Consider the following 12,676-nt stretch of genomic DNA (forward strand, 5'->3'; position numbering starts at 1 on the left):
GTACAAGTAGAATAAAAATATGGAAATGGCGTTTATTATAAACGATAAAAGGTGGTATTAGGTGAATACAATAGAAAATGTGGATCAACTGATAATAGACTTCATTGAAATCGGCTGTCAAAAGAAAGAAATTGAGTCGCTAGATAAAATCCTAAAGACTAACCAGTTGTTGCAACTAGTAGGTAAAATTGATTTCGACCCAACACTAAAAGCTTCTAAGCACCTCTCTAAACGTTTAGAATTACTAGATCAACTAATCCATTACGCTGTAGAATCAGATAAAATATCAGATTTACAAACAGAACGTGAAGTACTAAAAGCAGAAATAATGAATTTAGTAACGCCTTTAACATCAGAAGTTAATCGACAGTTCTGGGCACGCTATGCGAGTAGCCCGAAACAAGCAACGGATTACTTTTATGATTTGAGTCGTGACAACGATTATATAAAAACGCGACAAATTGTAAAAAACAGCCACTTTATTTCGCAAAGTTCATTTGGACCACTAGAAATTACGATTAATTTATCTAAACCAGAAAAAGATCCAAAACAAATTGCTTTAGCCAAACAATCAACGAGTACGAGTTACCCAACGTGCTTATTATGTATGGAAAATGAAGGCTATGCAGGACACTTTAATCATCCGGCAAGAAGCAATCATCGGATTGTTAGGATGCCTTTAAATGGTGAAGGATGGGGACTACAGTATTCTCCTTATGCCTATTATGATGAACATTGCATTTTTTTATCACAAGAACACAAGCCAATGAAACTAGAGAAAGCAACATTCGAAAAACTATTGGGCATCGTCGAACAATTCCCTCATTATTTTGTAGGCTCTAACGCTGATCTTCCGATTGTAGGGGGCTCTATCTTAACTCATGATCATTATCAAGGTGGAAGACACACGTTTGCTATGGAACAAGCAAAGATTACCCACTCATTTGACTTAAAAGGATTTTCATCTATTGAAGCAGGATTGGTTCAGTGGCCAATGTCTGTTATTCGTTTGAAGGGTTCGAACAAAGCAGAAATAATTGATGCAGCAACGCTTATTCTTGAAGAATGGCGTATTTATTCTGATTCATCCGTTTCAATTTTAGCTCAAACAGAGGGTGTTTCTCATAATACGGTTACCCCAATAGCAAGAATGAACGGCGATAAGTTCGAATTAGATCTAGTCTTACGAAATAATCGAGTAACGGTTGAATTTCCAGATGGGATTTTTCATCCTCATGCTGACGTACAACACATTAAAAAAGAAAATATTGGCTTGATTGAAGTAATGGGTCTAGCTATCTTACCGCCACGTTTAAAAGCAGAGCTAAAAGAAGTTGAGCGTTATTTGTTGGACCAAGAAAACGATATGGCAGAAAGTCATAGAGAATGGGCAAAAGAAATAAAAGTACAAACAAAGCCTACGACAGAAAATGTTCAAGAGTTAATCGACAAAGCAGTAGGCGAAGTGTTCTTGCGAGTCTTGGAAGATGCTGGGGTTTACAAACAAACAGATGAGGGGCAAGCGGCATTTAAATCCTTCATTCAAACGATTCAATAAAGATAGAGAAAAGGAGGAAGGATAAATGAAAGCAAGCAAGCGTCTTTTTGGAGAAGTAGAAGGCAGACCAGTTTATGAATACACATTAGAAAATAGCCAGGGTATGCAAGTGTCTGTAATGGATTATGGTGCTACCTTGACAGCAATCAAAACACCAGATAAAGACGGGAAAATAGCGAACATAACATTGGGTTTTGATTCTGTTGAACCCTATGTTACCTATCGACCTTATTATGGTGCAACGATAGGTCGAGTAGCGGGTAGAATTGCTAATGGAGCTTTTGAATTAGACGGCAAACCGGTCCAATTAACGATTAATGAAGGTGTAAACCATCATCACGGTGGCAGCCCGGCTTTTGATTCTCGTTTCTGGGAAGTTCAAGTGAAAGCAGAGTCTGACAGTGATGAAAGTTCATTCATTTTTACTTACTTAAGTCCAGATGATGAAAATGGGTACCCCGGTAATTTAACTGTTCAAGTGAAGTATCTCTTAACTCAAGCAAATGAGTGCAAGATTCAATACACGGCTACAACCGATAAGACAACGCTTTTTAATCCAACCAATCACGTTTACTTTAACTTGTCAGGAAACCACGCAAATGGTATTCTAGAGCATAAACTACAATTAAATAGTGACTTTTATGCTCCATTGGAAAGCGATTCTGTGCCGACAGGCCAATTAATAGATGTAACTGATTCGCCATTTGATTTTAGACAAGCGATGCCTTTAAAAACAGGAGTAGAAAGTGCCCATCCACAAATAGTTAGCAATCGAGGATACGACCATCCCTTCATGTTAAATCCGGTTAAAACCGGAGAAGCTAACGGGCAACTAACGGATGCTACCAGTAAAAGACGGGTTCGTTTTTATACAGACCGAGAAGCTGTTGTCGTGTATTTGAACAATTGGGCTGAAGAATTATATGAAATCGATGGGCAGACTGTTCGTCCTTATTCTGGTGTTGCGTTAGAAACACAAGTACTACCAGATGCGATTCACCATGATAATTTTGGTAACGTTATTCTAAAACCAGGTGAGAAATTCTACTCAGAAACGATTTATCAATTTGATCTTATCTAATAGAAGGAAAGAAAGGAAGAACTAAAGAATGGCCACGATTAAAGACATTGCTGAAAAAGCAAATGTTTCAAGTGCCACTGTATCTCGCGTATTGAATTACGATGAGACATTATCTGTAGGCGACGATACTAAAAAAAGAATTTTTGAAGCAGCAGAAGCATTAGAATATACTAAGTACCAAAAGAAAAAAGGCAAGAAAAAAGGTAAAATTGCAATTGTTCAATGGTATACAGAAAAAGAAGAGCTAGATGACTTGTATTACTTATCGATTCGTTTGGGTGTAGAAAAGCGCGCTGAAGAAGAAGGCTATGGAATTGAACGTTATTTTCAAGATAGTCTTTTTGAGCCCAAAAAAGATATTGAGGGCATTGTTGCTATTGGGAAATTTAGCACCACTCAAATAGATCAACTTGTATTGTGGACTAAAAATATTTGTTTTATAGATTTTGATTTATTGGGTCAAAAAATGGACTCGGTAGTCGTCGATTTTGAGCAAGCAGTCTATTCGGTTATGGATTATTTAACTGGGAAAAACCATCAGCAGATTGGTTTTATTGGTGGACAAGAGCACTATGCAAAAGAGACACAAACCCCACCGGATAAACGGTCTATCTTAGTTGAATCGTACTTACGCCAAAAAGAATTGTATCAAGGGAAATTCTTTTTCACAGGGAAATTCAATGTAGCATCGGGTCATCAACTGATGAAACAAGCCATTCGTGAATTGGGAGAAGATTTGCCAGCGGCTTTCTTTATTGCCAATGACGCTTTAGCAATTGGTGCGCTTCGTGCACTGCAAGAAGCTGGAATTTCAGTACCAGAAAAAGTTGAAATTATTGGTTTTAATGACATTAGCGTGGCTAAATACGTTTATCCGACGTTAAGTACGGTTAAGGTTTACACCGAATTAATGGGAGAAGTTGGTTTTGACTTATTAATGGATCGAATAGATTCCGAGCGTCAAGTAGCTAAAAAAATTACCTTATCAACGGATTTAATTTTACGAGGAAGTACGTCTTAAACTTTTTATTGTTCGATTAACCATTAATCTTAAAAACTGAATCCACTCTCTATACGAGTAGATTCAGTTTTTAGGTTATTTTTTTGTCTTTTTCCGTTATACTGTGCAAGAGAAGGAACACACGGATAAAAGTACCGTTAGTCTTAATAAAATATGAATCAAACACGAAAGAGAGTGAGCACATGGTAAAAAGAAATCCTAAATCAACGAATAAAAAAAGAATAGAAAAAAAATCATTCCAATACAAGGATACAGCAAAAGCGACTGAGTATACCGTTAAAGAACCAATAGAGATGTTAGAGTTTTTAATAGAAGAAAAAGTTAAAAATAGTCGTAATTCTATAAAATCAGTTTTAACAAGAGGCCAAGTGTGGGTTGATGGAAAAAACATCAAACAGCATAATTACCCTTTATCTCCAGGACAAAAAGTATCGATTGTTTCGAATAAAGAAGCGATTAAAGAAAAAGCTTTAGTTGGGGTGAGTATTCTTTTTGAAGACAAAGATATTATTGTTATCAATAAAGAAGCGGGTATGCTTTCTATGGCTTCTAAAAATGAGCATGATTTAACCGCTTATCGTCAAGTAACTACGTATGTTAAAGAAGACAACAAGAAAAATAGAGTTTTTGTGGTTCATCGTTTAGATAGAGATACTTCAGGCGTGATGCTTTTTGCGAAAAGTGAAGAAGTAAAATTAGCCCTACAAGAAAATTGGTCAGACATTGTTAAGGAAAGAATCTATACAGCATTAGTTGAAGGAGTCATAACAAAAGACGAAGGAACAATTGATTCTTGGTTGACTGAAAATAAAGCTATGCACGTTTTCTCTAGCCCGTTTGATAATGGTGGAAAGCGAGCTATCACGCATTACAAGAAGATTAAATCGAATGACGCCTTTACGTTAGTAGAAATTCAACTTGAAACAGGCCGGAAAAATCAAATTCGAGTACACATGGAGGAAATTGGTCATCCCGTTGTAGGCGATAAGAAGTATGGCTCTACGGTAAGTCCACTGAAACGTCTTGGACTACATGCAACAACATTAGCGCTTATTCATCCTACAACTGGTGAGTTAGTTCGTTTTAAAGCTAAAGTACCAAAAGTATTTTCAGTTCATTCAAAATAAGAAGCAGAAAAAAAGCCAAGCACTCTTTTTAAAAGAGTGCTTGGCTTTTTTTGAAAGAATCTCAAATAAAAAAGAGAGTGCCATACTGCAGCACTCTCTGTGGATTGTAACATTAGTTGCGGTCGTTGTAGTCTTCTTTAGCTTCTCCGACTTTTTTCTCGACTTCGCCTTTAGCCTTTTGTGCTTTACCTTCTGCTTGTTTAGATAAATCATCTGTTGCATCACCATAGGCATCTTTAGCTGAACCAACGGCCTTATCTTTCATACCTTTTAATTTATCTTTCATTCCGTTATCTTTGTCCGTCATACGATCATCCTCCTAGTAAATAATTTATTGTATAGTAGTCATTGCTACGCAACGTTCTTTAAAAGAATAAATTGAATTGCGTCTAAAATGTGAACGACTTCTATAACTGAATCATACCTTATTTTAAAAAAAAATCAAACAATAAGCTTTTTTAGACCAAATTAGTTTAACGGCTTTTATGTTGCTAACAGATTAAAGAGATAGACTTGGAAAAGCTAATTTGGTTGAAAGGAGACGAGTAGAGTAATTTTGTTCTTTCACTTGTCCATTTTGTTTGAAAACAGACAAGTGAAGGTCGTTGTTTGTTTGATTTGTTTAAAATAGGATACAAGTGGACGATTCGGGTCTAAAAAGTGCTTAACTGGTCCATATAACCACAATTGAAGCTCAGTTCAAACTAATGCGTGCTGACTGGTCTCTTTAGAACGATCTCTATTTTTCTACGGTTGAAAAAAATAGCCTACGGTAGTCTTCCTTTCGAGGCCACTTAATTTATTTTACTATTTGTGCTAAAATAAAGGAACACATTTAGGCAGATGAAATAGAAAAAGAACGGAGTCGTTTAGAGATGAAATTATTAGCCATTGACGCTTCCAATCAAGCGATGAGCGTCGCTGTTTTAGAGAATCAAAAAGTTATTGGAGAACGAACAACAAACATAAAAGGCAATCATAGCCAACGTTTAATGCCTGCTATTGCTGGATTAATAGCGGAAGTGGGCTGGCAGCCGGCTGATTTAGATCGCATAGCCGTTGCGCAAGGTCCTGGTTCTTATACAGGATTGCGCATTGGTGTAACAATCGCTAAAACATTAGCCTGGACATTAGGAAAAGACATTACAGGTGTCTCAAGTTTAGCTATTTTAGCAGGCAACTGCGAGGAATCAACTCATTATTTAGTCCCTTTATTTGACGCAAGACGGGGCAATATTTATACAGGTTTATATAGATGGGAAGCTGGCGAATTGGTTCAAATTGAGCCAGATACACACGTTTCGGCAGAAAAATGGGCCAGTCATTTAAAAACACTACCTGGTACGATTGAATTAATTGGAGAAGACCGAGTGTTGCACCAACAAACTTTTGAGCAAGAATTAGGCGATCGAGTAGTAGCGGCCTCTTTAAAAAATCATTTACCAAAGGGAAGTGTCGTTGGTTTATTGGGGTTAAAAGAAAAACCTGTAGATGTTCATACACTAGTGCCTCATTACTTGAAACTAGCAGAGGCGGAGGAAAATTGGCGTAAAGAACACCCAGATCAGCTGGAGGAATCTTATATTGAAAAGATTTAAAAAGTGGCTCGAGACACAAAAAGCTAGTATCAAGGAAAGTAAGAGGCTTCAAACAAGTACCTTGGCTGAAAAAGTGCAGTTTCCAAAGTCAATGGTTGAACTAGATAATGGACAGTTTGCTGAATTAAGTATTGCAACAGAAGAGGATATTGTTGATATTTTACGTATTCAAACATTGAGTTACAACGGAACAACACCTTGGGGTGAAGGAGCTTTAAGAAGAGAGATAACGCATAATAAAAGAGCCTTATACTTGATTGTTAGAGATGAAAAAGAAGCTGTAGCGTTTATTGGAACGTGGTTTGTTGATGGCGAGTCACACATCACAAATATTGCTGTTGTTCCAGAAAAACGTAGAAATGGACTAGCGTACTTGTTAATAAAAAAAGTCATTTATTTAGCCGTACAACAAAAGATGGATAAAGTCAGTTTGGAAGTAAGAGTTTCAAATAAACAAGCACAAAAACTGTATCTAAAAATAGGATTTAAAAAAATTGGAATAAAAAAAGGGTACTATGCTGGCGATCATGAGGATGCGTTAGAGATGAGTTTACCACTTTTAAGAATGTGAGGAAGATATGAGTCCATGTAATGGTATAAAGAGAAAAATTGAGATTGCTTTTCCAGAAAGCACAACGATAACGAGTCAAGAACTTTATGATAGTGCAGAAAATAGTTACCCTAATGGCTCACCTTGGACAGTTGAGAGCTTTCAAACAGATCTGGAAACACCTTTAGCAGGATATGGTTTAGCCCTGAAAGAGGAAGAAATTATTGGATTTATCGGTTACAGGCATTTTTTAGGCGAAGCAGAAATCACTAATTTTGGTGTACGAAAAGAATACCAGCAACAAGGGATTGCAACAGATTTACTGTTTGCCTGTTTAGCTTATTTAAAAGAGCAAGGAATGAGACAACTCTTTTTAGAAGTTCGCTCGTCTAATCAAGCGGCGCGACGACTTTATCAAAAAATTGGTTTAGTTGAAGTCGATGTTCGCAAAAATTATTACCATAATCCGGTTGAAGACGCGATTGTGATGCAATACATGGAACAAGTAGAAGAATAAAAATGTAAAAGAGAAAGAGTGAAGGCATGGAGTCTAAACGAAAGTTAATTTTAGCGATTGAAACAAGTTGTGATGAGACCAGTGTTGCTATTGTCCAAGATGGGCATTTACTGTTATCTAATATCATCGCATCACAGATTAAAAGTCATATGCGCTTTGGTGGAGTTGTCCCTGAGATTGCTAGTCGTCATCATGTGGAACAAATAACACAATGCATAGAAGAAGCAATGACCGAAGCAGAAGTTACGTACAGTGATTTAGCAGCTATTGCCGTGACTAATGGTCCAGGTTTAGTTGGCGCTTTATTGATTGGGGTTAATGCGGCTAAAGCATTGGCTTTTGCACATGATTTACCGTTGATTGCGGTTAACCATATGGCGGGTCATATTTATGCGAATCGATTGGTCCAGCCGCTAGTTTTTCCGTTATTGGCATTAGTCGTTAGTGGTGGACATACGGAATTAGTTTACATGCAAGAAGACGGCGATTTCAAAATCATTGGTGAAACACGTGATGATGCAGCTGGAGAAGCTTATGATAAAGTTGGTCGTGTATTAGGTTTGCCCTATCCTGGCGGGAAACGAATCGATGAGATGGCGCATGAGGGTGAAGATACGTATCATTTCCCACGTGCTATGCTAAAAGATGATACCTATGATTTTAGTTTCAGTGGATTAAAAAGTTCGTTTATTAATCTCGTTCACAATGCAGATCAAAAAGGGGAGCAATTGAACCCTGAAAATCTAGCAGCTAGTTTCCAAGCAAGTGTGATAGACGTATTGGTTAGTAAAACGCTTCGCGCAGCTAAAGAATTAGAGATCAAACAAGTAGTGATGGCTGGTGGTGTTGCAGCTAATAAAGGATTAAGAAGTGCTTTGACTAAAGCAGTCAAAGAAGAACTGACCGATGTGGCCTTATTGGTTCCACCATTAGCTTTATGTGGCGACAATGCGGCGATGATTGGTGCAGCTGCTTACATTAAGTTTAAGCGAAAAGAATTCAGTGGATACGATTTAAATGCACAACCAGGACTTTCCTTTGATTATTATGACGAAAACTAAAAAAACACGACTGGATGTTTTAAACAGCCAGTCGTGTTTTTTAGTTTTCTAGTTCTTCTAAGGCGAGACTTTTTTCTTCCCATTCTGTTGCTAATGCATCATTTTCTGTAGTTAACTTGGTTAGCAGTCCATTTATTTCTTGCACTTTAACATGATCACCAAATACTTCAGGATCAATTAATTGGACTTCGATTCCCTCGATTTGTTCTTCAATTTCAGCCATCTTCGTTTCTAACCCTTCAATTTGACGCGAGAGTTGCCTAACTTTCTTTTGTGCTTCTTTATCTATTTCACGGTGATTTTTACTCGTTGCAACAGGTTCAAGAGACGGCCTATTTTTTTCTTGTTCTTCTAAGGCTAGTAATTTTAATTCTTCTTGTTCCGCCTTTTTTTGAACATAATAATCGTAATCACCAAGATAGAGTGTGCTGCCTTCAGGTGATAATTCAACGATGGAAGTAGCTAAACGATTGATAAAATACCGGTCATGTGAAACAAACAGGAGCGTCCCATCAAAATCAATTAAAGCATTTTCTAACACTTCCTTACTATCGATGTCTAAATGGTTAGTAGGTTCATCAAGGACTAAGAAATTGTCACGATTCATAGATAATTTTGCTAACGCTAAGCGGGCTTTTTCTCCACCACTTAAATTAGTAACAGATTTTTCAACATCATCACCAGAAAATAAAAAGCTACCCAAAATACTGCGAATATCTTTTTCAGGAGTCGTTGGATGACTGTCCCATAGTTCGCTCAAGACGGTTTTTCTAGAGTTCAAATTGGCTTGTTCTTGATCGTAGTAGCCTAAATCAACATTGGTCCCAGTTTGTTTTTCTCCTTGGATTAAAGGCAAGTCATCAATCAATGATTTTAATAAAGTAGATTTTCCGATACCATTTGGCCCTACTAAAGCAATAGAGTCATATTTACGAATATCTAATTCAATAGGTGAAGATAAAATCTCATCTTCGTAACCAATCGCTGCGTTACTTAAAGATAAAACCACATGCCCACTTTCTTTTTCTGTTTGAAAGCGAAAGTGCGCCGACTTTTCATCACCTTGAGGGCGATCCATCCGATCCATTTTTTCTAGTTGCTTGCGCCGACTTTGTGCACGCTTAGTAGTGGAAGCTCGTACTAAATTTCGATTAACAAAATCTTCTAGTTTTGAGATTTCAGTTTGTTGTTTCTCGTATTCTTTCCATTCTTGTTCGAGATTAGCGGCTTTTAAGTCAAGATATTTAGAATAGTTGCCTTTATAATGCACCATTTTTTGGCGGCTAATTTCGTATACTTCATTGACGACTTTATCTAAAAAATAACGATCATGCGAAACAATGAGTAACGCTCCTTGATAAGCTTGCAAATAGTTTTCTAACCAGTTAAGTGTTTCGATATCTAAATGATTGGTTGGCTCATCTAGAATGAGTAAGTCTCTTTTTTCTAACAATAATTTTGCCAAAGCTAGCCGTGTTTTTTGCCCACCAGATAATTGATGAATATTTTTTTGGTAATCCTCTTCATAAAAACGAAAGCCATGTAAAACAGAACGGATTTCTGCTTCGTAACCGAAACCATTAGCTAGCTTAAAATCATGTTGCAACTGGTCGTAGCGTTCTAACGTTTTTTGATACAAGGCTTCATCGGCTAAGAGTTCAGAGTCGCCAAGTTGCCGTTCAATTTTCCGCATCTCTTTTTCTAGTTGGATAACGGGTTCAAAAACCGTTAGCATCTCATTCCAGATAGAATCAGTTGAATGCAAACCAGTATTTTGTGCAAGATAGCCAATAGTTACTTGTTTGCTCTTAATGATTTGTCCAGCATCAGGTTGCTCAATTCCGGCAATCATTTTTAACAAAGTAGATTTACCAGCACCGTTTCGACCGACTAAAGCTATTCTCGAATTTTCTTGAATTTCTAAATAAGTGTTTTCAAATAAGACATCTGCTCCAAAATAACGAGCGACGTGTTGGACTTGTAATAAAATCATTCTATTTCCTCATTTCATTATTCTCTCCTCTAGTTTATCATATAACTGTAAATTCTGATATTGCTCTAGTAAATAAAAAAAGCTCACTTCACAAGCAAGTTTTTTTAAGGATGTATAATAAGATATAGTGAGAGAAAGAGCAATACCAGTTAAGGAAGTGGACTATCTTTATCTATAAATGATGCTATAATAAAGACGTTGAGTAAAAAAGTTTGTGAAATTCAAGTTGATAGGATATACTTGTGAAAATATTAAGGAAAAGGTAATGATAAAATACAATGGAGGAAAAAAATGACTAAACCAAAAGTACCAAAAGCAACAGCAAAGCGCTTGCCGATTTATTACCGCTACTTGCGTTTTTTGCATGATGCAGGTAAAGACCGTATTTCTTCAACAGAACTAAGCGAAGCAGTGAAGGTCGATAGTGCAACGATTCGACGTGATTTTTCTTATTTCGGAGCTTTAGGAAAAAGAGGATACGGCTATGATGTAGAAAATTTGATGAACTTTTTTAGTAAAACATTGAAACAAGATCGATTAACTAACGTCGCTTTAGTTGGTGTAGGTAACTTGGGACATGCTTTATTGAACTATAATTTCCATCAAAGCAACAATATGAGAATCAGTGCAGCTTTTGATATCAGTGAAGACTTGATTGGAAAAATACTAAGTGGTGTACCTGTTTATCCAATGAGCGATATGGTAGAACAGCTTAAAATTCAACAAATCGAAATTGTTATTTTAACGGTACCGACTGAAGTTGCTCAAGAGACAGCCAATGAATTACAAAAAGCTGGTGTTAAGGGAATCATGAACTTTACGCCGATTCGTATCACTGTGCCAGATGACATGCGCGTGCAAAATGTTGATTTAACAAACGAATTGCAAACGTTGATTTATTTCTTAGATCATTATAAAAAAGAAGAGCCAGAATTAGAGCAAGAATGAAAAAAGCGATAAACCTATTTAGGTTTATCGCCTTTTTTTATTTGCAAATAAATTTCTAATAATCTAGATGCACGCACGAAATCACTTGTAGCAAATAAAACAAATAAAATGGGGAAAAGTCCCCAGCCTTCAGTGCCTACAGAGTTGATTGTGAACCAAATGAAGACAATAGACATGATGTAATTAAAAACGATTTGCAAGATAAAATTTTTGCTATTCATAGATAATTGAAATTCCTTTCTCTACTAACCTTGTTTATTACTGGAATAAATTGAGTAAAACGACACTGGTATTCATTAAAACGTGTGCAATAATCGGTGCAGCGATATTCTTTGTTTTGACATAAAGATAAGAGAAAACAAATCCCATTGATGAATAAAGTAGGATATGGCTATCAGCGTGAATGAAAGCAAACAGTAAAGAACTGATTACAGCTGCGCCTACAACACCTGTTAAGTCATAGAAAAAACCGAAAATTACTTTTCTAAAAACAAATTCTTCCATTATAGGTGCCATGATAGAAACAATAATCAGATAATAAGGGTACTTATTGATTGTTGCTAACAAATTTTGTGTATTAGCAGATTCCATTGTCAAACCTAGTATTTGTGATTCAATAAGCGTTGCAATAAATTGAGAAGCAAAAGCCATCAGTGTTCCAATCAATCCCCACATTAGGACTTCTTTCCAAGGGGCTGAAGGGCTTAACGTTAGGCTATTTTTGATGGTTGACTTTCGATTTAGCACCAGCATAACTAGCGCACCTGTAGTAAAAGAGAAAATAGAGCCATAAATTAAGGCCTCTGTTTGGTAGGTTCTAGGAGCTACAGCTAAAATTAAAGCGGGTAAGAATTGAGCTGCGATGTAAGTTAGTATAATAGAAATAGATGTTTGTTTCATTCGTTTTTTCATAACTGACGTTAGACCTTCTTTTTTAGAAGCAACAAACTTCTTTATTTAAATCCTTGGTATTGGCTTATTTAGTGAGAAAAAAACTAAGGTTTCTCGATAATCAAATAAGTTTCATTTGTCAGTATAACATAAGATACATCTAAAAAGGTAAAATATTGCCTGATTTTACGTCTAGAAAATGAGGAAGTTCACCAAATAATAAAGAAAAAAGTGGTTTCGAAGAGTTAAAAGGCTTGCAATTAAGAGTGAAGTTGCTTATTATAAAAGAGTGGTTTAGCACTCTTGTGATAAGAGTGCTAAACGGGAAATC

The 12,676-nt window shown here is 36.5% G+C and carries 13 protein-coding genes; 9 read left to right on the forward strand and 4 right to left on the reverse strand.

Annotated features, from left to right (window positions below; genetic code table 11):
• Positions 1-61: 61 nt before the first annotated feature.
• The 4 genes from galT to ACMHYH_RS01350 all read left to right on the forward strand — a co-directional run bounded on the left by galT (position 62) and on the right by ACMHYH_RS01350 (position 4,787).
• Positions 62-1,558, forward strand: a complete 1,497-nt coding sequence (gene galT, locus ACMHYH_RS01335) for a UDP-glucose--hexose-1-phosphate uridylyltransferase (protein WP_414839608.1) — start codon at positions 62-64, stop codon at positions 1,556-1,558.
• A 25-nt stretch (positions 1,559-1,583) separates the two neighbouring features.
• Positions 1,584-2,639: an aldose epimerase family protein gene (locus ACMHYH_RS01340; protein ID WP_414839609.1), complete on the forward strand. Its 1,056-nt coding sequence runs from the start codon at positions 1,584-1,586 to the stop codon at positions 2,637-2,639.
• 28 nt (positions 2,640-2,667) lie between these two features.
• Positions 2,668-3,660, forward strand: a complete 993-nt coding sequence (locus tag ACMHYH_RS01345) for a LacI family DNA-binding transcriptional regulator (protein WP_414839610.1) — start codon at positions 2,668-2,670, stop codon at positions 3,658-3,660.
• Positions 3,661-3,842: 182 nt separating this feature from the next.
• Positions 3,843-4,787 carry an RluA family pseudouridine synthase gene (locus ACMHYH_RS01350; RefSeq protein ID WP_414839611.1) on the forward strand — a complete coding sequence of 315 codons (945 nt, stop codon included), beginning with the start codon at positions 3,843-3,845 and terminating at the stop codon, positions 4,785-4,787.
• A 112-nt stretch (positions 4,788-4,899) separates the two neighbouring features.
• On the opposite strand, the gene ACMHYH_RS01355 is transcribed toward ACMHYH_RS01350, so the two are convergent.
• The gene (locus tag ACMHYH_RS01355) at positions 4,900-5,094 is read right to left on the reverse strand and encodes a CsbD family protein (RefSeq protein ID WP_414839612.1); all 195 of its coding nucleotides are present in this window, start codon (positions 5,092-5,094) and stop codon (positions 4,900-4,902) included.
• Between the two features lie 568 nt (positions 5,095-5,662).
• Here ACMHYH_RS01355 and tsaB point away from each other — a divergent pair.
• From tsaB to tsaD, 4 genes are read left to right on the forward strand one after another with little or no spacing between them, the layout of a single operon-like run.
• Positions 5,663-6,385, forward strand: a complete 723-nt coding sequence (gene tsaB, locus ACMHYH_RS01360) for a tRNA (adenosine(37)-N6)-threonylcarbamoyltransferase complex dimerization subunit type 1 TsaB (protein WP_414839613.1) — start codon at positions 5,663-5,665, stop codon at positions 6,383-6,385.
• The gene (gene rimI / locus ACMHYH_RS01365) at positions 6,372-6,956 is read left to right on the forward strand and encodes a ribosomal protein S18-alanine N-acetyltransferase (RefSeq protein WP_414839614.1); all 585 of its coding nucleotides are present in this window, start codon (positions 6,372-6,374) and stop codon (positions 6,954-6,956) included. Before tsaB ends, rimI (ACMHYH_RS01365) begins: the two co-directional genes overlap by 14 nt.
• 7 nt (positions 6,957-6,963) lie before the next feature.
• Complete coding sequence (gene rimI / locus ACMHYH_RS01370) at positions 6,964-7,452, forward strand: ribosomal protein S18-alanine N-acetyltransferase (protein ID WP_414839615.1); 489 nt, start codon at positions 6,964-6,966, stop codon at positions 7,450-7,452.
• A gap of 26 nt (positions 7,453-7,478) precedes the next feature.
• Positions 7,479-8,513: a tRNA (adenosine(37)-N6)-threonylcarbamoyltransferase complex transferase subunit TsaD gene (gene tsaD, locus ACMHYH_RS01375; protein ID WP_414839616.1), complete on the forward strand. Its 1,035-nt coding sequence runs from the start codon at positions 7,479-7,481 to the stop codon at positions 8,511-8,513.
• Between the two features lie 40 nt (positions 8,514-8,553).
• On the opposite strand, the gene ACMHYH_RS01380 is transcribed toward tsaD, so the two are convergent.
• On the reverse strand, positions 8,554-10,506 hold the full coding sequence (locus ACMHYH_RS01380; RefSeq protein ID WP_414839617.1) for an ABC-F family ATP-binding cassette domain-containing protein: 1,953 nt from the start codon (positions 10,504-10,506) through the stop codon (positions 8,554-8,556).
• A gap of 291 nt (positions 10,507-10,797) precedes the next feature.
• On the opposite strand from ACMHYH_RS01380, the gene ACMHYH_RS01385 reads away from it, so the two are divergent.
• Complete coding sequence (locus tag ACMHYH_RS01385; protein ID WP_414839618.1) at positions 10,798-11,454, forward strand: redox-sensing transcriptional repressor Rex; 657 nt, start codon at positions 10,798-10,800, stop codon at positions 11,452-11,454.
• Positions 11,455-11,468: 14 nt separating this feature from the next.
• Here the strand turns inward: ACMHYH_RS01385 and ACMHYH_RS01390 are convergent, their stop codons facing one another.
• A complete protein-coding gene (locus tag ACMHYH_RS01390) occupies positions 11,469-11,675 on the reverse strand; it encodes a DUF4305 domain-containing protein (protein WP_414839619.1) in 207 nt (68 codons plus the stop codon).
• A gap of 37 nt (positions 11,676-11,712) precedes the next feature.
• A complete protein-coding gene (locus ACMHYH_RS01395; RefSeq protein ID WP_414839620.1) occupies positions 11,713-12,366 on the reverse strand; it encodes a lysostaphin resistance A-like protein in 654 nt (217 codons plus the stop codon).
• Positions 12,367-12,676 lie beyond the last annotated feature (310 nt).

Origin of the sequence: Carnobacterium sp. TMP28, assembly GCF_047553015.1 — a bacterium.
Taxonomy (GTDB): domain Bacteria; phylum Bacillota; class Bacilli; order Lactobacillales; family Carnobacteriaceae; genus Carnobacterium_A.

What these genes read in the sequence shown, in the direction of transcription:
- ACMHYH_RS01340 (WP_414839609.1), top strand. Translation starts at nt 1,584, where the DNA reads ATGAAAGCAAGCAAGCGTCTTTTTGGAGAAGTAGAAGGCAGACCAGTT.
- ACMHYH_RS01355 (WP_414839612.1), bottom strand. Translation starts at nt 5,094, where the DNA reads ATGACGGACAAAGATAACGGAATGAAAGATAAATTAAAAGGTATGAAA.
- ACMHYH_RS01385 (WP_414839618.1), top strand. Translation starts at nt 10,798, where the DNA reads ATGACTAAACCAAAAGTACCAAAAGCAACAGCAAAGCGCTTGCCGATT.
- ACMHYH_RS01380 (WP_414839617.1), bottom strand. Translation starts at nt 10,506, where the DNA reads ATGATTTTATTACAAGTCCAACACGTCGCTCGTTATTTTGGAGCAGAT.
- tsaD (WP_414839616.1), top strand. Translation starts at nt 7,479, where the DNA reads ATGGAGTCTAAACGAAAGTTAATTTTAGCGATTGAAACAAGTTGTGAT.
- ACMHYH_RS01390 (WP_414839619.1), bottom strand. Translation starts at nt 11,675, where the DNA reads ATGAATAGCAAAAATTTTATCTTGCAAATCGTTTTTAATTACATCATG.
- ACMHYH_RS01345 (WP_414839610.1), top strand. Translation starts at nt 2,668, where the DNA reads ATGGCCACGATTAAAGACATTGCTGAAAAAGCAAATGTTTCAAGTGCC.
- tsaB (WP_414839613.1), top strand. Translation starts at nt 5,663, where the DNA reads ATGAAATTATTAGCCATTGACGCTTCCAATCAAGCGATGAGCGTCGCT.
- ACMHYH_RS01395 (WP_414839620.1), bottom strand. Translation starts at nt 12,366, where the DNA reads ATGAAAAAACGAATGAAACAAACATCTATTTCTATTATACTAACTTAC.
- ACMHYH_RS01350 (WP_414839611.1), top strand. Translation starts at nt 3,843, where the DNA reads ATGGTAAAAAGAAATCCTAAATCAACGAATAAAAAAAGAATAGAAAAA.
- rimI (WP_414839615.1), top strand. Translation starts at nt 6,964, where the DNA reads ATGAGTCCATGTAATGGTATAAAGAGAAAAATTGAGATTGCTTTTCCA.